This window comes from Agromyces sp. NPDC058064 (genome assembly GCF_042885275.1).
Classification (GTDB): Bacteria; Actinomycetota; Actinomycetes; order Actinomycetales; family Microbacteriaceae; genus Agromyces.
On the sequence record NZ_JBHVSE010000002.1, the window covers coordinates 984,920 to 1,003,338 of the forward strand.

General features: G+C 70.6%; 21 protein-coding genes. 15 read left to right on the top strand and 6 right to left on the bottom strand.

The features are described from left to right. Window positions 1–15: 15 nt before the first annotated feature. The 4 genes from ACFVSL_RS10435 to ACFVSL_RS10450 all read left to right on the top strand — a co-directional run bounded on the left by ACFVSL_RS10435 (window position 16) and on the right by ACFVSL_RS10450 (window position 2,720). A complete protein-coding gene (locus ACFVSL_RS10435; protein WP_386940791.1) occupies window positions 16–801 on the top strand; it encodes a hypothetical protein in 786 nt (261 codons plus the stop codon). 409 nt (window positions 802–1,210) lie between these two features. Continuing rightward, the gene (locus ACFVSL_RS10440) at window positions 1,211–1,534 is read left to right on the top strand and encodes a hypothetical protein (RefSeq protein WP_386940793.1); all 324 of its coding nucleotides are present in this window, start codon (window positions 1,211–1,213) and stop codon (window positions 1,532–1,534) included. Next, window positions 1,531–2,532 carry a hypothetical protein gene (locus ACFVSL_RS10445; RefSeq protein ID WP_386940795.1) on the top strand — a complete coding sequence of 334 codons (1,002 nt, stop codon included), beginning with the start codon at window positions 1,531–1,533 and terminating at the stop codon, window positions 2,530–2,532. Before ACFVSL_RS10440 ends, ACFVSL_RS10445 begins: the two co-directional genes overlap by 4 nt. Continuing rightward, window positions 2,529–2,720 carry a hypothetical protein gene (locus tag ACFVSL_RS10450; protein ID WP_386940797.1) on the top strand — a complete coding sequence of 64 codons (192 nt, stop codon included), beginning with the start codon at window positions 2,529–2,531 and terminating at the stop codon, window positions 2,718–2,720. The genes ACFVSL_RS10445 and ACFVSL_RS10450 overlap by 4 nt, the downstream gene beginning before the upstream one ends. 126 nt (window positions 2,721–2,846) lie before the next feature. Here ACFVSL_RS10450 and ACFVSL_RS10455 read toward each other — a convergent pair whose 3' ends face one another. The 3 genes from ACFVSL_RS10455 to ACFVSL_RS10465 all read right to left on the bottom strand — a co-directional run bounded on the left by ACFVSL_RS10455 (window position 2,847) and on the right by ACFVSL_RS10465 (window position 6,103). Further along, on the bottom strand, window positions 2,847–4,163 hold the full coding sequence (locus ACFVSL_RS10455) for a hypothetical protein (protein WP_386940799.1): 1,317 nt from the start codon (window positions 4,161–4,163) through the stop codon (window positions 2,847–2,849). Window positions 4,164–4,292: 129 nt separating this feature from the next. Next, complete coding sequence (locus ACFVSL_RS10460) at window positions 4,293–5,747, bottom strand: YifB family Mg chelatase-like AAA ATPase (protein WP_386940801.1); 1,455 nt, start codon at window positions 5,745–5,747, stop codon at window positions 4,293–4,295. Beyond that, window positions 5,747–6,103: a YraN family protein gene (locus tag ACFVSL_RS10465; RefSeq protein ID WP_386940803.1), complete on the bottom strand. Its 357-nt coding sequence runs from the start codon at window positions 6,101–6,103 to the stop codon at window positions 5,747–5,749. The genes ACFVSL_RS10460 and ACFVSL_RS10465 overlap by 1 nt, the downstream gene beginning before the upstream one ends. 174 nt (window positions 6,104–6,277) lie before the next feature. On the opposite strand from ACFVSL_RS10465, the gene ACFVSL_RS10470 reads away from it, so the two are divergent. Beyond that, complete coding sequence (locus ACFVSL_RS10470) at window positions 6,278–7,192, top strand: metallophosphoesterase (RefSeq protein ID WP_386940805.1); 915 nt, start codon at window positions 6,278–6,280, stop codon at window positions 7,190–7,192. Continuing rightward, window positions 7,189–8,148 (top strand): tyrosine-type recombinase/integrase, encoded by a 960-nt coding sequence (locus ACFVSL_RS10475; protein ID WP_386940807.1) that lies wholly within the window; start codon window positions 7,189–7,191, stop codon window positions 8,146–8,148. Before ACFVSL_RS10470 ends, ACFVSL_RS10475 begins: the two co-directional genes overlap by 4 nt. A gap of 26 nt (window positions 8,149–8,174) precedes the next feature. Here ACFVSL_RS10475 and ACFVSL_RS10480 read toward each other — a convergent pair whose 3' ends face one another. Beyond that, window positions 8,175–8,765, bottom strand: a complete 591-nt coding sequence (locus ACFVSL_RS10480) for a M23 family metallopeptidase (RefSeq protein ID WP_386940809.1) — start codon at window positions 8,763–8,765, stop codon at window positions 8,175–8,177. A gap of 272 nt (window positions 8,766–9,037) precedes the next feature. Here ACFVSL_RS10480 and rpsB point away from each other — a divergent pair, with 272 nt between their 5' ends. The 9 genes from rpsB (at window position 9,038) to ACFVSL_RS10525 (ending at window position 15,676) form a co-directional block, all read left to right on the top strand. Continuing rightward, a complete protein-coding gene (gene rpsB / locus ACFVSL_RS10485; RefSeq protein WP_386940810.1) occupies window positions 9,038–9,949 on the top strand; it encodes a 30S ribosomal protein S2 in 912 nt (303 codons plus the stop codon). A gap of 23 nt (window positions 9,950–9,972) precedes the next feature. Next, window positions 9,973–10,797, top strand: coding sequence for a translation elongation factor Ts (gene tsf / locus ACFVSL_RS10490; RefSeq protein WP_386940811.1), 825 nt, complete (start codon window positions 9,973–9,975; stop codon window positions 10,795–10,797). A 174-nt stretch (window positions 10,798–10,971) separates the two neighbouring features. Then, window positions 10,972–11,703, top strand: coding sequence for a UMP kinase (pyrH, locus tag ACFVSL_RS10495; protein WP_386940812.1), 732 nt, complete (start codon window positions 10,972–10,974; stop codon window positions 11,701–11,703). Between the two features lie 33 nt (window positions 11,704–11,736). Further along, entirely contained in the window at window positions 11,737–12,291 is a 555-nt protein-coding gene (frr, locus tag ACFVSL_RS10500) for a ribosome recycling factor (protein WP_386940814.1), read from the top strand. Window positions 12,292–12,378: 87 nt separating this feature from the next. Continuing rightward, a complete protein-coding gene (locus ACFVSL_RS10505; RefSeq protein WP_386940816.1) occupies window positions 12,379–13,284 on the top strand; it encodes a phosphatidate cytidylyltransferase in 906 nt (301 codons plus the stop codon). Between the two features lie 20 nt (window positions 13,285–13,304). Continuing rightward, on the top strand, window positions 13,305–13,859 hold the full coding sequence (locus ACFVSL_RS10510; RefSeq protein WP_386940818.1) for a DivIVA domain-containing protein: 555 nt from the start codon (window positions 13,305–13,307) through the stop codon (window positions 13,857–13,859). Between the two features lie 99 nt (window positions 13,860–13,958). Next, window positions 13,959–14,570: a lytic transglycosylase domain-containing protein gene (locus tag ACFVSL_RS10515; RefSeq protein WP_386940819.1), complete on the top strand. Its 612-nt coding sequence runs from the start codon at window positions 13,959–13,961 to the stop codon at window positions 14,568–14,570. Between the two features lie 48 nt (window positions 14,571–14,618). Continuing rightward, window positions 14,619–14,927 (top strand): hypothetical protein, encoded by a 309-nt coding sequence (locus ACFVSL_RS10520; RefSeq protein ID WP_386940821.1) that lies wholly within the window; start codon window positions 14,619–14,621, stop codon window positions 14,925–14,927. A gap of 17 nt (window positions 14,928–14,944) precedes the next feature. Further along, a complete protein-coding gene (locus ACFVSL_RS10525; protein ID WP_386941135.1) occupies window positions 14,945–15,676 on the top strand; it encodes an alpha/beta hydrolase in 732 nt (243 codons plus the stop codon). 1 nt (window position 15,677) lies between these two features. On the opposite strand, the gene ACFVSL_RS10530 is transcribed toward ACFVSL_RS10525, so the two are convergent. After that, the gene (locus tag ACFVSL_RS10530; RefSeq protein ID WP_386940823.1) at window positions 15,678–16,742 is read right to left on the bottom strand and encodes an AI-2E family transporter; all 1,065 of its coding nucleotides are present in this window, start codon (window positions 16,740–16,742) and stop codon (window positions 15,678–15,680) included. 25 nt (window positions 16,743–16,767) lie between these two features. Continuing rightward, the gene (locus ACFVSL_RS10535; protein ID WP_386940825.1) at window positions 16,768–18,381 is read right to left on the bottom strand and encodes a DivIVA domain-containing protein; all 1,614 of its coding nucleotides are present in this window, start codon (window positions 18,379–18,381) and stop codon (window positions 16,768–16,770) included. Window positions 18,382–18,419: the final 38 nt, after the last annotated feature.

Below are 18,419 nucleotides of genomic sequence, written 5' to 3' on the forward strand. Positions count from 1 at the left end.
CCGGGAGGCGGGCTGATGGCGTGGAATCACACGCAGGTGCCGACGTGGCGTCGCGGGCTCGTGCCGCCGACGCCCCTCGCCGTGTACGTGGTGCTGCTCGACCGGCGCAGCCTGACGACGGGAGAGACACCGGAGGGGCTGTCGTACGACGAGATCGCGGCCGACGCCCTGATCTCCGCTCGGGGCGTCGCGAGGGCGATCCGCTGGCTTCGTGATCATGGGCTCACCGAGGTGTCGAAACGGATGACCTCGACCGGCTGGGAGAACGTCTACACGCCGTGGACCGACCTCGATCGTCCTCCTGCGAAGTTGACCTCAGGCCAGATTGGCACGACCCCTCACGCCAATCTGGCACGACCCCTCGCGCCAGATTGGCACGACAGAAAAGAGAGCCCTCTTAACGAGAACAACGTACGTAGCGATGCCGACCGCGAGGCTGTGGATAACTCCGAGTCCGACGGCTTCGACCTCCGGGGCGAGCGTCGCCGCTACATGACGCAGACCCTCCGCGAGATGGAGGACCGCGGCCTCCTCGACGACGAGGACGTCGTGGCCGTGCTCGGCCTCCTCGGCTCGGGAACCTTGACCCGGGACGAGGGCAGCGATCGGATGAGCCGATGGTTCAAGGCCAACCGGCGTTCCAAGCACGGCAACCGACACCCGGACATCACACTCCTGCTGAGCGAAGCACACGCATGGCGGGCGAACCACCCGGCCGAGCCCACGCCGATCTGCACGCACGGGCGGATCGCAGCGAGCGGATGGTGCACCGACTGCGGTCAGCGCCCGGAGGTGGCCTAATGGCGCTCTCCGAGGCTCCGGGGGAGCCCGGATCGACCACGACCCTCGGAAACGCCTCCCGAACGCGGGAAACGGGCATCTGGGGCCGATTCGAGGCACATCGGTGGCCGAGCGAGGAGGACGAGATGACCGACACGCACCGGAACCAGCCGCCGAGGCCCGGCCAGTGCGAGCACCGGTGGTCCCGACCGCACCCCGAGACGGGATGGCGGGCGTGCTCCTGGTGCGGGCACGTGCAGCGCCTCGACCGCGCCGACCCGACACCGAGACCGGTGGACTTCTCCGAGCCGACGCACGAGCGGGGTGACTCGTGAACCGCGCGGACGATCGCGGCGAAGTGTTCGAGGCGCTGGCGCAGGCGTGGGCGTTCCGGTCTCCGCATCGGGTGTTCCTCGATAGAACCGCGGACGTGCCGCCCGGCTTCGGCCTCTTCCGTCTCGCCCGGGTGAGCACGTGCGTCCGGCTCCTCCGCACGGATGCGCCCGTCGAGGTTCAGGCGAGGTACTACGCGTACGTCCTCGCGAACCTCGTGGGCCGGTGCGCGCACTGCGACGCGGTCGCAGTCCTGCACTACGAGCCCGAGCAGCACCCGACCTCGTGGGCCGAGGTGCCCATCACCCTGCACGTGCCGCACGACCCGGCCTGCCCAGCGGTGTTCGTGGCGAGCGACGCCCAGTGGCTCGTCGAACCCGACGAGGCCACCGTCATCGAGTGGATGGAGAGTAGATCATGACTGACCCGAACACCGCCGAGGCAGAACTGCTGGCTTCACATGTGAGGCCCTTCGGCGTTCGCGCGCTGAACCCCGAGGAGCGTCCGTGCGCGGTCTGCGGTGTGGGAGTCAGTTCGGGTGAACTCGTCGAGTTCGACTCGCAGATCGTCGACCGCACGCGCAGGATCGTGCTGCACGAGGGAACGATCACGTTCCGCACCTGCCCTGACTGCACCGAGCGGCACCGGCTCGCCGACGGCCTGCTGTGGACGCAACCGGCGGTGCAGCGCCAGATCGGTAGCCCATCCATCGGCGTGCACCGGCTCTCACTCGCTCTCGACGTCCTTGCGGCCGTCGGCCAGCCCCTGCCGACGCACCTGAGCGCCGAAGGGATGCGCCGGGCGATCAGCGTCCTCAGCCCGGTCGCTCGGCGGTGGTCGTCGAGGTTCGCACCCGTCGTCGAGGAGGGTGCGCTGCGCACGTCGTGTGCGGATTCCCCGTGGGAGTGGATCGGTGCCGACGGCCTCGCTGATCTCCGCCGCGCGGCCGCCGAATGGCTCGCGTGGTCCCTGCCGCCGGTCGACCACGTCTCGCCGACCGGCGCTTGCGGGGCCTGCGGCATCGGCTCGATCTCTGCGCCGAGACCGGCCCGGCCGTGGGTCGAGTATCGACTGCATCCCAGCATGCTCGGCGGCTCCGGTCCGAGGGTGCTCGTCGTAAACCTCTGCCAGCCGTGCCAGCGCGCGTTCGACGATCCACTGCCGACCGGCTCCCCGGTTCAGACCGCGCTTCTAGCGCACGTCGATCCCGACGGCCGTCTCCGGGGCGCGAACATGGCCGGCGACCTCGAACTGCTCGGCGTAGTCGGCTGGGCCGTCACCGGGCGAACGAAGCCGAACCGGCAGCCGTGGGCACACCTGAACCCCGCTGCCGTGAGACGACTGCTTGAGGGGCATGGGTCGAACGACGATGGCCTCGCCGATCTGCTGGGGCGTCTCGTCGGAGGGAGCGAGTCGTGAACTCGGTGCCCCGCGGGCTCGATCAGCGAAGCAGGGCCCGCGTGCTCGTCGACCTCGACCACAGTCGCGTCATCCCGGGCGCGATCCAGCGGCCGTGCCCCGAGCACGGGAAGCCGGGCGAGAAGTGCTTCGATCACGGCATCTGCGGCGTCCGAATCCGGCTCTGGATGCGCGACCGGTTCGCCTGACGCGACGCAATTTCCATACTTTCCGTCGTGGTCCACGCGCGCGTGCACGCGAGGATTCGCCGTATTCGCCATAGTGGTCCACGCGCGCGTGAGTAGGTGGCTAATCCCGGTCAGGTCCGGCTCTGATCAATGAACACGGTCGTCGGAGCGCTCCCAGTCCGGCGGCAACACAGGATCGCGCAGATCGCTCACCCACTCGGGACTCTCGCCCGGCCACGTCGTAGGGGCTTCGGGTCCGGCGAAGAAGAAGTCGCCCTCGCCAGAAGCGGCTCCCATCGCGAGGTATGAGCCATTCGGCATGCGCCTCCAAGTTCGCCAGCGCTGTCCGTCTGCGGAGGTCTCAGTCGTGAAACCGTGATCCTGGGGGAGTCCGTGACGCTCTGCGTTGACCATCATGTCGGTGAGGTCGTCCCAGTAGCGTCCTCCGTTTCCGTCGTAACGCCCCATCTGGGTGACCGCGATGTAGCGAAGGCGGTCCTTCGTGACGCCGTACTCTCGACGGTCAAGTTGCGCTCCGTCATCGAAGGTTCCGGCAACGCCCGAAAGTCGTTCGAGAGTTTCCGCTTGCTCGGCTTGCCCCTGCTCGCGTGCCGCAACATCTTCGCGGAAGCGCCGCATGTATCGCCACGCCCCCCGGAACGTGCGCTCCCTCGACAAGCCCTTGTATCGCCCCGTGAACTTCGCGGCGAGTTCGACGCTGAACCGTAGCCCGAGGATGAACGCGAAGTGCACGCGCAGCGGCATGCGCTCGTTGGCGCGGAAGCGCAATCGGCTCAGCGCGCTTTCGGCGTGCGCCGAGAACGCGACGACGTAGAAGTAGGGGATGAGCAGCAGCGGGAGCCAGAGCGTCAGGAGGAATGCGTCCCGCATCCCGATCCAATCGATGTGATCCCAGTCCGAGATGAGGGAGGTAGTTGTCCATGCGAAGGAGCCCAGAACGGCCAGCGCCAACAGCACGACGAAGAACGGCACCAGCCTCCTCGAACTCTCCTGCCTCGCGGCGGTGAAGCAGAGCAGCGCCACGAGGGTTACTAGTGGTTGGATCGCAAGTTCGGCCCACAGTGGAAATGACGCGAGGTTCAGGTAGAAGGCCAGCAGTGCGGTTGCGCCGACCGAGTCCAGAACGACCCGCTTGAGCAAGGCACCGCCGGACGACATCGAGATCGAATGAAAGAGCATCGGGAACCCGAAGGCGAACACGATGATGAGGGTGTCCTTCAGCAGCGCGAGATTCCACAGGCCGACCCACCAGCCGACGAGCACGCACAACGCCGACCACGCGAGGAGCATGCCGAACACCAGCAGGATGCGGGGCTTGAGGGCGGACTCTACGACCGCGCGAACGGATGGGCCCATGTGATGCCGGAGCTTCGGCACGAGTACGAACGTCGCGACGATCGCGACGAGCCAGATGACACTGGCCCACTCCCGTTCAGTTGGCAACGCCTCCTCCTCTCAGACCAAGGCGAAGTGCCAACGCTAGGAATGGCTTGGGCATATACGCCATAGTGGTGTCGCGAGCACGAGACGATCCCATCTTGACCCCGCGAATCGGTCACTTGAGATGCAACTTTATTGCGACACACCGACCTTCAGGATCCGGTCGTACCCGCGCATCGTGATGCCGCCCCGTTCGAGCAGGCGGTCGAGGGTGGTCGTCGCCCGGCTCCCGGGATGGAGCCGACCGGCCCCGCGGAGCCACGGTCCGGGCATCTCGGCGTTGGTCCGCCAGGGGGTGCCGCGCAGGCGCTCGGCGGCCGCGGTGCGCGCCGTCGAGACCATCGTGCGTCCCTGCGCGGTGGAGATGCCGCCGCCGTCGGCCATCCGCATCGCCGCGACGGTCACCCGGGGAACCCGCAGCTGCAGGTCGACCCGATCGAGCAGGGGGCCCGAGAGCCGCGAGAGGTAGCGGCGCTGCACCATCGGCGCGCACGTGCACGCGTCGGTGCCCGAGTTGCCGCACGGGCACGGGTTCGCCGCGAGCACCAGCTGGAATCGAGCCGGGAAGGTCGCGACGGCGTTCGCTCGATGGATCGAGATCGTGCCAGACTCGATCGGCTGACGCAGCACGTCGAGGACGGCCCGCGGGAACTCGGGCGCCTCGTCGAGGAAGAGCACTCCGTGCGTCGCCCGCGCCGCCGCACCCGGCCGGATCAGCCGGCTTCCCCCGCCGACGATCGCCGCCGCGGTCGCCGTGTGGTGCGGTGCCTCGAAGGGCGGCCTGAACGAGAGCTGCGCGCCGGGCCGGCGACCCGCGAGCGAGTGGATCGACGCCACCTCGAGCGCGGCATCCGCGTCGAGGTCGGGAAGGAGTCCGGGCAGGCGGGAGGCGAGCATCGTCTTGCCCGCGCCGGGCGGGCCGAGCATCGAGACGTGGTGTCCGCCGGAGGCGGCGACGAGCATCGCCTCGACCGCGTCGCTGTTGCCCGCGATCTCGGCCAGGTCGCCGGCGGGCTCGGCGGCGTCGCTCGCGGGCAGCTGCCCGGGCACCGGGTCGCACGCCCGCGGCTCGAAGGCACCGCCGTGCCAGATCGCGGCGTCGAGGAGCGAGGCGACGCCGATGACCCGTGCGCCGGGCACGAGCGACGCCTCCTCGGCGTTCGCCGAGGGCACCATGACGAGGTCGTGCCCCGAGCGGACGGCCGCGAGGACGGCCGGCAGGATGCCGTCGATCGGCCGGAGGCGGCCGTCGAGCCCGAGCTCGCCGAGGTGCACGACGCGGGCGACCGACTCGCTCGAGAGCTCGCCCGCCGCGGCGAGGCAGGAGATCGCGATCGCGAGATCGAAGCCCGACCCGTGCTTCGGGAGGGCGGCCGGCGAGAGGTTGACCGTGAGGCGCCGGCTCGGCAGCGGGCAGCCCGCATTGCTCGCCGCCGAGCGCACGCGGTCGCGCGCCTCGCCGAGGGCGGCGTCGGGCAGGCCGATGATGACGACGCCCGGCAGTTGTGCGGAGAGATCGGCCTCGACCTCGACGATCGACCCGGTGAGGCCGAGCAGGGCGACCGAGGTCGTGCGGGCGACGGGCATCAGCTCACCCCCTCGAGATGCTCGATGACGGCGGGTGCGTCGCGCGGCACGGTGATCGCGATCGCGTCGATGCGGATGCGCGCGGAGCCGGTGCCGGACTGCTCGCACCAGGCGGTCGCGAGCCGGCGCAGCCGGGCGAGCTTCAGCGGCGTGATCGCCTCGAAGGGATGCCCGTAGCCGCGACCGGATCGCGCCTTGACCTCGACGAAGACGACGACGCCGCCGTCGCGGGCGATCAGGTCGATCTCGCCGAGCCGGCACCGCCAGTTGCGCTCGATCACCGACATGCCGCGCGCCTCGAGATGGGCGGCGGCGAGTCGTTCGCCGTGCCGGCCGAGCTCCGTGTTGTGGGCCAAATCGACCACCTCCGCGTCGAGCGTGGCGTGCGGACCGAGCCGGTCGGCCTCGCCACCCGGTTCGGTGGAACGCCCGTGCGAGGCGCGCACTGTGAGGGAGAAGTGCGCGGGGCGGCCCGTCGTCCACCGCCTGTCGGTGCCGGATCGTAGGCTGGCCCCGAAGAGGTGGGGGAGATGACGAGACTCGGCAGGTACCCGGCGGCGACGACCGTCATCGCGCACGTCAGCGACACGCACCTGCTCTCGGGCGGCGCCCCGCTCGGGGGCGCGGCCGACACGGTCGCCGCCCTCGCGCAGACCGCGGCGCAGCTCGAACGCCTCGGCTCCTCCCTCGACGCGATCGTCGTCACCGGCGACGTCGCCGACCTCGGCGAACCCGACGCCTACGTGCGCGCGCGTGCCGCCCTCGATCCGCTCGCCCTCGCGACCGGGGCGGAGCTCGTCTGGGTGATGGGCAACCACGACGAGCGCGCGGCCTTCCGGGCGGGCCTGCTCGACGAGACGCCCGGCGGGGCGGCATCGTCCGACGAACCGGTGCACCGGGTCATCGACCTCGACGGGCTCCGGATCATCGCGCTCGACACCACGGTGCCCGGGTACCACCACGGCGAGCTCGACGCCGGCTCGCTCGACTGGCTGGCCGCCGTGCTCGCCGAGCCCGCCCCGCGCGGCACCGTCATCGCCATGCATCACGCGCCGATCGCGACGCCGCTCGCCCTGATGGACGTCCTCGAGCTCCGCGGACAGGACGAGCTCGCCGAGGTCGTGCGCGGCCGCGACGTGCGGCTCTTCCTCGGCGGTCACCTCCACTACGCGACCCACGGCGCGTTCGCCGGCATCCCCGTCTCGGTCGCCGGGGCGACCGCCTACACGATGGACCTCTCGGCGCCGCCGCGCGAGCTCGTCGGCATCGACGGGGGGCGCTCCTTCTCGCTCGTGCACCTCTTCGAGGACGCCTTCGCGGCCTCGGTCGTGCCGGTCGGCCCGTTCGACGTCGTCACGAGCTTCGGCGAGGCGTACCTCGCCGAACTCGAGGCGATGACCCCGGCCGAACGACTCGAACGCTTCTCGCGCAAGCCGCCGCCGTGACCTCGCCGCTCGATGTCGTCGTCGACGACTACCTCGCGCACGTGCGCACCGAGCGCGGCTACTCCGAGCACACGGTCGCCGCCTACCGGGCCGACCTCGTCGACCTCCTCCGCTTCGCCGACGAGCACGGCGTCGCCGAGGCGGGCGGGATCGACCTCCCGATCCTCCGGGACTGGCTCTGGTCGGCGACCGAACGCGGGCTGGCCAGGGCCACGATCGCGCGCCGCGCCGCCTCCGCCCGCGGGTTCACGGCATGGATGGCCCGCCGCGGACTCGTGCCGGTCGATCACGGTGCGCGACTGCGCGCTCCCAGGGCTCAGCGCGCGCTGCCGCGCGTCGTCTCCGCGCCCGCGCTCGACGAGGCCCTCGCCCGGCTCGAGGCGCGGGCCGTCGCGACGAACGACCCGATCGACGTCCGCGACGTCGCGATCGTCGAGCTCCTCTACGCCTCGGCGCTCCGCGTCTCCGAGCTCGTCGGCATCGACCTCCGCGACGTCGATCGGCGGCGCCGTACCGTGCGAGTGGTGGGCAAGGGGTCGAAGGAGCGGGTCGTGCCGTACGGCGCGCCTGCGGCGCGGGCCCTCGACCGGTATCTCGACCTCGGCCGACCGGCGATCCTCGAGCGGATGAAGGGCGACGACACGGCTGCTCCGAGACCGGCCCGCACCGCCTCGAACGCCGATGCGGCCTTCCTCGGCGCACGAGGTGCGCGCATGGGCACCCGCAGCGTGTACGCGCTCGTCGCCGGGCTCCTCGCCGAGATCCCGGGAACCGGGCCGAGCGGTCCGCACACCTTCCGCCACACCGCGGCGACGCACCTCCTCGACGGCGGTGCCGACCTCAGGGCGGTGCAGGAGTTCCTCGGCCACGCGAGCCTCGGCACCACGCAGATCTACACCCACGTCTCGGCCGAGCGGCTGAAGGAGAGCTACCGCACCGCGCACCCGCGCGCCTGACGCGCGCGTCGGCACGACCGCGCGCGTCACGCCGATGGCAGCAGCACCGCGCGCCGAAGGCCCCCGAGGAACAGGAACGGCGAGACGTACTCGCCGTCGACCCTGACGCCGAAGTGCACGCAGTCGCCCGTGCAGTGGCCGCCCCGGGCGGCGGTGCCGATCGCCGCGCCGGCCGCGAGCTCGTCGCCGGTCGCGACAGCCGGGTCGATGGGCTCGATCGCGCTCACGACCCCGCCGCCGTGGTCGATGGAGACCACCCCGCGGCCGGCGACCATGCCGGCGAAGCGCACGACGCCCGACTCGGCGGCCACGAGCGGCGCCCCCGGCTCGATCTCGAGGTCGATGCCCCGATGTCCGGAGGCGTACGGCGTCGGCGGGGCGCGGAACGGGGAGACCACCCGGATGGGGGCGGGCACCGGCCAGACCCACTGCGTCGTCGTCGCCCGCTCGGACGCGGCGGGCGTCGCGGCGGGCGCGAGTCCGAGCGCGAGCGCCGCGGGCGGCGAGACGGCGGCGAACGCGATGGCGACGGCGAGGGCGAGCGTCGCGGCCGCGAGCACCGAGGCGAGCACGTGGCGCCGCGGGTGCGGAGCGGAGGACGGCGAAAGCGGGATCATGACGACGATCCTGCGGCGGCCGCGGGGCATCCGACCCGCTCGGCCGTCGCCGGCGGGCGACCGGTGCCCGCGGCGCGGTTGGGGAGGAGGGGTGCCGATGGTAGAGTGTCAAGAGCGCCTCGCCCGTCGAGGTGACTACGCGTGCCCATTCGGCGACCGACTCCATTCAGTCCGACCCCTGAGAATTCAGGGTGACGGCGGAGCCGTGCCGGGCACCAGGGCTCCCGGCCGCCGGCCGGTTGCGACAACTGAGAACAGAAGGAGAACGGCTCATGGCCGTCGTCACCATTCGCCAGCTGCTCGACAGCGGCGTGCACTTCGGGCACCAGACCCGCCGTTGGAACCCGAAGATGAAGCGCTTCATCTTCACCGAGCGTTCCGGCATCTACATCATCGACCTGCAGCAGTCGCTCGCCTTCATCGACAAGGCGTACGACTTCGTCCGCGAGACGGTCGCCCACGGCGGCACCATCCTCTTCGTCGGCACGAAGAAGCAGGCCCAGGAGTCCATCGCCGAGCAGGCGACCCGCGTCGGCCAGCCCTACGTCAACCAGCGCTGGCTCGGCGGCCTCCTCACCAACTTCCAGACGGTCTCCAAGCGCCTCGCGCGCATGAAGGAGCTCGAGGAGCTCGACTTCGAGGGCACCACGAGCGGCTTCACCAAGAAGGAGCTCCTCATCAAGAAGCGCGAGCTCGACAAGCTGCACAAGTCGCTCGGCGGCATCCGCAACCTGTCGAAGACGCCGTCGGCGCTCTGGGTGGTCGACACCAAGAAGGAGCACCTCGCGATCGACGAGGCCAAGAAGCTCGGCATCCCCGTCATCGGCATCCTCGACACCAACTGCGACCCCGACGAGGTCCAGTACCCGATCCCGGGCAACGACGACGCGATCCGCTCGGTGAGCCTGCTCACCCGCATCATCGCCGACGCCGCGGCCGAGGGCCTCATCGAGCGCCACCAGAAGCCCGAAGAGGCCGGCAACGTCTCGGCCGTCGAGCCGCTCGCCGAGTGGGAGCAGGAGCTCCTCCAGCAGAGCGCCGCGACCGAGAAGACCGCCGAGACCGAGGCCGAGGCCAAGGTCGAGGCCGCCGAGGTCGTCGACGAGGCAGCGACCGAGGTCGCCGCGACCGAGTCGGCCGCCGACGCCGAGGCCGCAGAGGCCGCCGCCACTCCCGCCGAATAAGTCCCCGAAGGAGACAGCCAGACATGGCAATCAGCATCGCTGACATCAAGACCCTGCGCGAGCAGCTCGGCACGGGCATGGTCGACACCAAGAAGGCGCTCGAGGAGGCCGACGGCGACCTCGAGAAGGCCACCGAGATCCTGCGTCTCAAGGGTGCCAAGGGCAACGCGAAGCGCGCCGACCGCTCGACCACCGAGGGTCTCGTCGCCGCCAAGCAGTCGCCGGCCGGCTACACGATGATCCAGCTCGCCTGCGAGACCGACTTCGTCGCGAAGAACGACAAGTTCGTCGCGCTCGCCGAGAAGGTGCTCGACGCGGTCGCCGCCGCCGGTGCTGCCGACGTCGCCGCCGCCCTCGCGGCGCCGGTCGACGGCAAGACCGTCGGCGAGGTCATCGACGAGCAGGCAGCGACCCTCGGCGAGAAGGTCGAGCTCGCGAAGGCCGTCACCCTCTCGGGCGACGAGTTCGCGGTCTACCTGCACAAGACCTCGAAGGACCTGCCGCCGCAGATCGGCGTGGTCGTCGCCTACACGGGCGCCGACGCCGAGACCGCTCGCGCCGTCGCGCAGCACATCGCGATGTTCGACCCGCAGTACCTCACCCGTGAGGACGTGCCGGCCGAGCTCGTCGAGAAGGAGCGCGACATCGTCACCGAGATCAGCCGCAACGAGGGCAAGCCCGAGGCGATGCTCGAGAAGATCGTCGACGGCCGTCTCACCGGCTTCTTCAAGCAGATCGTGCTGCTCGAGCAGGGCTACGCCCGCGACGACAAGCAGCAGGTCAAGAAGGTGCTGGAGGACGCCGGTCTCACCGTGACCGGGTTCGCCCGCTTCAAGGCCACGGCGTAACACCCTGGTGAGGGAGTCCGGATCGTGCAGTCGATCCGGACTCCCTTTTCCATGCGCGGATGCTTCCGCGCCGACGTCATCCCGACGGCGGCGCGCCGCGCGCGACTCGCCCGGCACTGTGCCCGGGCGCGGCGAAGCACTAGTTTTGACACGGGTACCGGAAGGACGGCGGGGATGACGGAACGCAAGCGCAGAGTGATGCTGAAGCTCTCAGGAGAGGCATTCGGCGGGGGAGCGCTCGGGGTCAACCCCGATGTCGTGAGCGCCCTCGCCCGCGAGATCGCGGACGCGGCCAAGACGGTCGAGGTCGCGATCGTGGTCGGCGGCGGCAACTTCTTCCGCGGCGCCGAACTCAGCCAGCGCGGCATGGACCGCGGCCGGGCCGACTACATGGGCATGCTCGGCACCGTGATGAACTCCCTCGCGCTCCAGGACTTCCTCGAGCAGGCGGGCGCGGAGACGCGCGTGCAGTCGGCGATCTCGATGACCCAGGTCGCCGAGCCCTACATCCCGCGCCGCGCCGAGCGTCACCTCGAGAAGGGGCGCGTCGTGATCTTCGGCGCCGGCGCCGGTCTCCCGTACTTCTCGACCGACACGGTCGCGGCGCAGCGCGCGCTCGAGATCGACGCCGAGGTCGTGCTCGTCGCGAAGAACGGAGTCGACGGCGTCTACTCCGACGACCCGCGCACCAACCCCGAGGCGACGAAGATCGACCGGATCAGCTACCAGGAGGCCCTGCAGCGCGGCCTCAAGGTCGTCGACTCGACCGCCTTCAGCCTGTGCATGGACAACGGCATGCCGATGCAGGTGTTCGGCATGACCCCCGCCGGCAATGTGACCGCTGCGATCCTCGGCGCCGACCTCGGCACCGTGGTGAGCAACGGTGTGGAGCCGACCAGTCGATAGACTGGCCCGAGTAGCGAACCGTAAGGAGTTCCCGTGATCGCGGATGTACTTTCCGATGCCACCACCCGCATGCAGAAGGCGGTCGAGGTCGCCAAGGACGACTTCGCGACCGTCCGCACGGGGCGGGCGAACCCGCAGCTCTTCCAGAAGATCATGGTGAGCTACTACGGCACCCCGACGCCGCTCTCGCAGCTCGCGTCGCTGCAGAACCCCGAGGCGCGCACGCTCGTCGTCACTCCGTACGACAAGGGCGCGATGAAGGACATCGAGCAGGCCATCCGCGACATGCCGAACCTCGGCGCGAACCCGACGAACGACGGCAACCTCATCCGTGTGACGCTGCCCGAGCTCACCGAGGAGCGCCGCAAGGAGTTCGTCAAGATCGTGCGCTCGAAGGGCGAGGACGCGAAGGTCTCCGTGCGCAACATCCGCCGCAAGGCGAAGGACGACCTCGACGCGCTGAAGGGCGAGGTCGGCGATGACGAGGTGGCACGCGGCGAGAAGGAGCTCGAGCAGATCACGAAGTCGAACGTCGACGCGATCGACGAGGCGCTCAAGCGCAAGGAAGCCGAACTCCTCGAGGTCTGAGGGAGCGAGATGACAGGCGTCCCAGAAGAGGGCAAGACGGACGCCGGGGGGCATGAACGGACCGCGCGTGGCGAGTTCCGCGCCCAGGTGAACGCACGCAAGGCCGGCCTCGAGCGTCAGTTCGAGGCATCCAAGGCGCAGTTCGACGAGGCGCAGGAGAAGATCAACGCGCGGACCGGTCGCAACCTGCTCGTGGCGATCCTGATCGGCTTGGTATTCGGCGGAGCCGTGCTGCTGAGCCTGCTCGTCGTCAAGGAGCTCTTCATGCTCCTCGCCGTCGTGATCGCCGGCTTCGCGAGCTACGAGCTCGCGCAGGCCCTGCGCAAGGCCGAGTACCGCGTCCCGCGCATCCCGACCGTCGTCGTGGCGGTCGCCGCGGTGCCGGTGGCGTACTACGGCGGAGCGGGCGGCCAGCTGATCGCCGTCCTCGGCGGCATCGCGATCGTCACGGCCTGGCGTCTGGTCGAGCAGGCCGTGCCGTCTCGTCGCACGGACGGGCGGGGCCTCGTGCGCGACCTCGCCGCCGGCGCCTTCGTGCAGGGCTACGTGACGTTCCTGGCGACCTTCGCCGTGGTGCTCACGGCGGCCGACGGGGGCGAACTGTGGACGCTCGCGTTCGTCATCGCGGCCGTCGCCGCCGACACCGGCGCCTACGCGTTCGGGCTCATGTTCGGCAAGCACAAGATGGCGCCGGTGATCAGCCCGAAGAAGACATGGGAGGGCTTCGCGGGCGGCGCGGCGACCAGCATCGTCGCCGGCCTGCTGATCTCGCTCCTCCTGCTCGGCAACACCTGGTGGTTCGGGCTGCTGTTCGGCGCGGCGATCTTCCTCACCGCGACGCTCGGCGACCTCGTCGAGTCGCTCATCAAGCGCGACATCGGCATCAAGGACATGAGCTCGTGGCTGCCGGGGCACGGCGGATTCCTCGATCGCCTGGACTCGATCCTCCCGTCCGCTGCGGTCGCGTTCGTGGCGTTCCGGATCTTCGGCTGAGCGTGCGCGATACTGGTGCGGTGGATCCGACCTTCCCGCTCGCCCGAAAGCCCCGCCTCGGCTACAACACCGCCCAGGTCGAGGCGTTCCTGCAGCGCGCTCGACGCGCGTACGACGGCGCCGCGCTGCCCGACGACGAGCCGCTGACGAGCGAGCAGATCCGGCTCACGGCGTTCGCGATGCAGAAGCGCGGCTACTCGACGGATCACGTCGATGCCGCGCTCGCGCGCCTCGAGGACGCCTTCGCCGCGCAGGAGCGCCAGGTCGCCGCCAGGCTGCACGGCGACGAGGCGTGGCTGCGCGAGGCCAGGATGACGGCCCAGGTCGTCTCCAACCGCCTCGCGCGCCCCGAAGGCGAGCGGTTCGAGCGGATGAACCCGCTCGTGCTCGGGTACAGCGTGCGCGAGGTCGACCGCTTCACCGATCGCCTCACGCGCTACTTCCGCGACGGCTGGCCGATCTCCGTCGAGGACGTGCGCTCGGTGGTCTTCGCGACCCAGCGCGGCGGGTACCGCGAGGCGCAGGTCGACCTCGTGCTCGACGCCGTCGTCGACGTGATGCTCGCCGTCCGATGACGTGCCGCGTCGCGGTCGACGTGCCCGCCCGCGCTCCGATACACTCGACGAATCGTGGGTAGACACAATGGATCAGACGCGGCCGTGCAGCAGGCGCCGGTGACGAGGAGTCGACCCACCAGGGGTCCGGTCAAGCAGGCCGCTTCAGTGCTCTTCGCCTTCTTCGCCGCGTCGGGCCTCGTGCTCGTCAACATCGTCGACCCGTACTCGGGCGCGACCGCGTCCGCCGAGTTCGCGTTCGACGGCGATCGCTTCGGCGGCGAGGCCGCGCAGTCGGTCGCCGCGGGCACCGGCTACGAGGTCACGCTCGGCGGCCCCGAGAACTACGTCGTCGAGGAGAAGCCCGAGGTCGTGGTCGTGCCCGCCTCATCCGGCGAGGGCTGGGCGCCGCCCGCGGTGACGCCCGACCCGGGTTCGGCCCAGGCCTATGCCGCCGGTGCGGTGGCCGCACGCGGGTGGGGCACGGGCGAGTTCGACTGCCTCGTCGCACTCTGGAACAAGGAGTCCGGCTGGAACGTGAACGCCTACAACGCCGGCAGCGGCGCATACGGCATCCCGCAGGCGCTCCCCGGCTCCAAGATGGCCACCGCGGGTGCCGACTGGGAGACCAACGCCGGGACGCAGATCGAGTGGGGCCTGGGGTACATCTCGGGTCGCTACGGCACCCCCTGCGGTGCGTGGGGTCATTCCGAGTCCGTCGGCTGGTACTGAGTCCGACGAGGGCGGAGGGGCGGTTCGCGTCGCCCTAGACTTGACGACATGGCGCGTTCGAACCGATCCCGGGGTCGCGCTGCTCGCGCACGCGAGGGGCATCCAGACCTCGACGTCGAGCGACTCACGGCCGGCTGGCGGCGCACCGAGGTGCACGCCGGGCGCGAGTGGAACGTCCAGCCCGTCTCGGAGGCGCAGGCGCTGAAGGCGTATCTCTGCCCCGGTTGCGGACTCGAGGTGGCGCCGGGCGTCGCGCACCTCGTCGCCTGGCGCGCCGACGGCGTCCTCGGCGACGCCGCCGATCTCGCGGGGCGGCGGCACTGGCACACGCACTGTTGGAGGTTGGGCGCACGGTGAGCGGAACAGACGAGTCGATCGAGATCCGGGCCGGTGTCGAGCTGCCCGCCCGTCGGGAGGAGATCGAGCTGCGGACGAGCGATGGACTGCGCCTCGTCGGCGAGCTCGCGCTGCCGGCCGAGCGCGACCCCGTCGCGACGCTGGTCACGCTGCACCCGCTGCCGACCGCGGGCGGCTTCATGGACTCGCACATCCTCCGGAAGGCCGCGGCGAGGCTGCCGGCGCTCGCCGACCTGGCCGTGCTGCGCTTCAACACCAGGGGCACCGCATCCCCGCGCGGGACGAGCGAGGGCGCGTTCGGCGAGGGGCTGGCCGAACGGGCCGACGTGGCCGCGGCGATGGCGTTCGTGGCCGAGCGGGGGCTGCCGCATCCCTGGCTCGTCGGCTGGTCGTTCGGCACCGAGCTCGCGCTCAAGTACGGGCTCGACCACGGCATCGACGGGGCGATCCTGCTCTCGCCGCCGCTGCACCGCACGAGCGACGCCGAGCTCGCCCGCTGGCGGGACGCCTCGCCGGCGCTCGTGGCGTTGATTCCCGAGCACGACGACTACCTGAAGCCCGCCGAGGCCGCCGAGCGGTTCGCGGGGCTTCCTCGCCTGCGGCGCATCGACGTCGCGGGAGGCCGCCATCTGTGGGTGGGGGAGTCGCAGACCCGGCGGGTGCTCGACGAGATCGTGTCCGTGGTGAACCCGGCTGCGGCGCCGCTGCCCACCCACTGGCCGGCGCGCGCCGGCGCCGCGAGCGAGTGACCTAGCGCTCGTTCTGCCGCGGGATCACGACCTGCTTGATGATCAGCAGGAACGCGGCCGCGACCGGGATCGCGACGAGTGCACCGAGGATGCCGCCGAGCGCGCCGCCCGCGAGTGCCGCGATGACGACGAGGGCGCCCGGGACCTTGACCGCGCGGTTCATGATGCGCGGGCTCAGCACGTACGCCTCCACCTGCATGTAGATCACGTAGTAGATCGCCGCGGCGAGGGCGGTGAGCGGCGAGCCGATCGTCGGGATGAGGCAGACGAGCACGATGATCACCGAGCCCGTCAGGGTGCCGACGAGGGGGATGAGCGAGAACATGAAGGCGAGGAACGCCAGCACCGCCGTGAACGGCGCGCCGATGATCGACAGGTAGATGAAGCTCAGCGCGCCGTTGACGGCCGCGAGCGAGACCTGCCCGAGCACGAAGCGCCCGACCGACTGGGTGATCTGCTCGGTGAGATCGGCGAACCGTGCGCGCTTCGACGCGGGTACCAGCTGGTAGGTCGCCCGCTTCATCGTGTTGAGCGACGCGGTGAAGTAGAGCATCAGGATGAAGACGATGATGACCGCGAACACGCCGGTGCCGATCGCCACGGCCACCTGCAGCACGCCGCCCGCGAGCTCGGAGAGCTTGTCGGGGTTCGTGAAGAAGTCGGTGAGCGCGGCCGTCACCTGGTCGGCGATCTCCTCGACCTTGAGCAGCGGGAACTGCTCCTGGAGGAACTCGAGCCAGTCCTGCGAGCTGACCTGCTGGACGATCCGGGGGATCTCGTCGATGAAGTCGCTCACCTGCTCGACGATGGTCGGCACGACCGCGAGCACCAGCGCGGCGAAGATGAGCCCGACCCCGCTCATCACGATGAGGATGGCGGCCCAACGCGGAAGCCCTCGGCGCTCGAGCCAGCTGATCGCCGGATCGAGGCCGAGGGCCAGGAAGAGTGCTGCTCCGATGTAGGTGATGATCGCCGACAGGCTGACGATCGACGCCAGGATGAAGAGCCCGACGCCGACCCCCAGCGTGCCGACGAGGCCGATGCGGAACGCGTTCTGGATCTTCACGGGAAACGCGCTCCTTCGGGCCGGTCTACTTCGATTCGGCGGCGATCTGCTCTGCCTGAGTCAGGACGCCGCGCAGGCTCTCGAAGTAGCCGGCGACCGCGTCGCGCTCGATCCTAATCTGCGAGAGGCGGTCCTCCGCGTCCGCCACGAGGGCGCGCGTGCGCTCTTCGGCGTCGGCGATGAGCTTGCGGGCCTGGTCGTGCGCGGCGGCGACGCGCTCGCGCGCCTCCTCGTCGGCCTTGTCGCGGACGCCCGCGATCTCGGAGCGGACCTCGGTCTCGAGTCGCTCGGCCTCGGCGCGGCTCGCCGCGGTGCGGGCGACGGCCTCGGCCAGCTCGGCATTCGCGTCCTCGAGGAACTGCTGCGTCTGGGCGACGGCCTCCTGGTGCGCTGTGAGGCGCTCCTGCTCGGACTCGTCGCGCTTCGCGGTGAGCTCGGACTCGAGGTCCAGGTGCGCCTTCTCGATCTCACGACGCATCCGGTTCACCTCGTGCGTCGTCTTCTTGCGCATCGCGGTGAGCTGGTTGTCGAGGTCGATGCGCGACTGCTCGGACTCGGCGTCGAAGTCGGCCCGGGCCTGCTCCTGCTCGAGGGCGAGGTCGGCGCGCATCTGGTCGAGGTCGGCGGCGTGCTTGGCCCGGATGCGGTCGAGCTCGTGCTGGAGCTTGAGGCGCGCGGCCTCGGCCTCGCGCTCGAGGTCGACCTTGGCCTGCTCGCGCTGCTCGGCGAGCTCGGCACGGCTGCCGGCGAGTTCGCGGTCGAGGTCGGTGCGCGCCTGCTCGAGCTCGTGCACGAGGGCGGCACGGCGCTCGGTGATCTCGGCGTCGATGTCGGAGCGGGCCTCGGCGGACTCGCGCTCGAGGTCGAGCTTGGACTGCTCGGTCTCGCGGGCGAGGTCGATGCGGGCCTGCTCGGTCTCCTTCGCGAGCTCGGCGCGGGCGCGGTCGAGCTCGATGGCGACCTCCGCGCGCGTCTGCTCGGTCTCCTGCGTGAGGCCGGCGGCGGTGGCGCGCGCCTCGCTCGCCTCGGTGTTCGCGGCGACGAGGATCTCGGAGGACTTCCGCTCGGCGGCCGACACGAGCGCAGCGGACTCGCGCTTCGCGGTGGTGCGCAGCTCGGCGGTCTCGGTGGCGACGGCGCCCCGGATCGCGGCGGCGTCGCGAGCGGCGTCCTGGCGCAGCTGCTCGCTCGTCTCGTGGGCGCGGGCGACCATGTCGTCGGCCTCGACGCGGGCGTTCTCGAGCACGCGGTTCGCCTGGGCGCGCGCCTCGGTGAGCGTGCGCTCGGCGAGCTCGTGGGCGTCGGAGCGCATGAGGTGCGCCTCGTCCTCGGCGGCACGGCGGAGCTTCTCGGCGTCGATGTCGGCCTGCGCGATGAGGCGGGTCGACTGCTCCTCGGCGACGCGCAGCGTGTTCTCGAGCTTGGTGCCGAGGCCCGAGAAGGTCGGGCTGCCGACCTCTTCGAGCTCTGCGGTGAGCTCTTCGATGCGCGCGAGCAGGCGCTTGTTCTCCTTCACCGAGTCGGACGACTGGTTGTTCGCGGTGATGATGTCGCGACGAAGGCCGTTGATGGCCTTGTCGACCTCGTCCTTGTCGTATCCGCGGAACACCTGTGTGAACTCGGTCTCTTCGACGGCCATGCTTCCTCCGGGTCGTGTCCCGCGTTTGTGGGGGCTCA

Bases quoted from the DNA above. Each gene is read 5' to 3' on its own strand.
- ACFVSL_RS10435 (WP_386940791.1), top strand. From the start codon at position 16: ATGGCGTGGAATCACACGCAGGTGCCGACGTGGCGTCGCGGGCTCGTG.
- ACFVSL_RS10445 (WP_386940795.1), top strand. From the start codon at position 1,531: ATGACTGACCCGAACACCGCCGAGGCAGAACTGCTGGCTTCACATGTG.
- ACFVSL_RS10460 (WP_386940801.1), bottom strand. From the start codon at position 5,747: ATGCCCGTCGCCCGCACGACCTCGGTCGCCCTGCTCGGCCTCACCGGG.
- ACFVSL_RS10470 (WP_386940805.1), top strand. From the start codon at position 6,278: ATGACGAGACTCGGCAGGTACCCGGCGGCGACGACCGTCATCGCGCAC.
- ACFVSL_RS10480 (WP_386940809.1), bottom strand. From the start codon at position 8,765: ATGATCCCGCTTTCGCCGTCCTCCGCTCCGCACCCGCGGCGCCACGTG.
- rpsB (WP_386940810.1), top strand. From the start codon at position 9,038: ATGGCCGTCGTCACCATTCGCCAGCTGCTCGACAGCGGCGTGCACTTC.
- tsf (WP_386940811.1), top strand. From the start codon at position 9,973: ATGGCAATCAGCATCGCTGACATCAAGACCCTGCGCGAGCAGCTCGGC.
- pyrH (WP_386940812.1), top strand. From the start codon at position 10,972: ATGACGGAACGCAAGCGCAGAGTGATGCTGAAGCTCTCAGGAGAGGCA.
- ACFVSL_RS10520 (WP_386940821.1), top strand. From the start codon at position 14,619: ATGGCGCGTTCGAACCGATCCCGGGGTCGCGCTGCTCGCGCACGCGAG.
- ACFVSL_RS10535 (WP_386940825.1), bottom strand. From the start codon at position 18,381: ATGGCCGTCGAAGAGACCGAGTTCACACAGGTGTTCCGCGGATACGAC.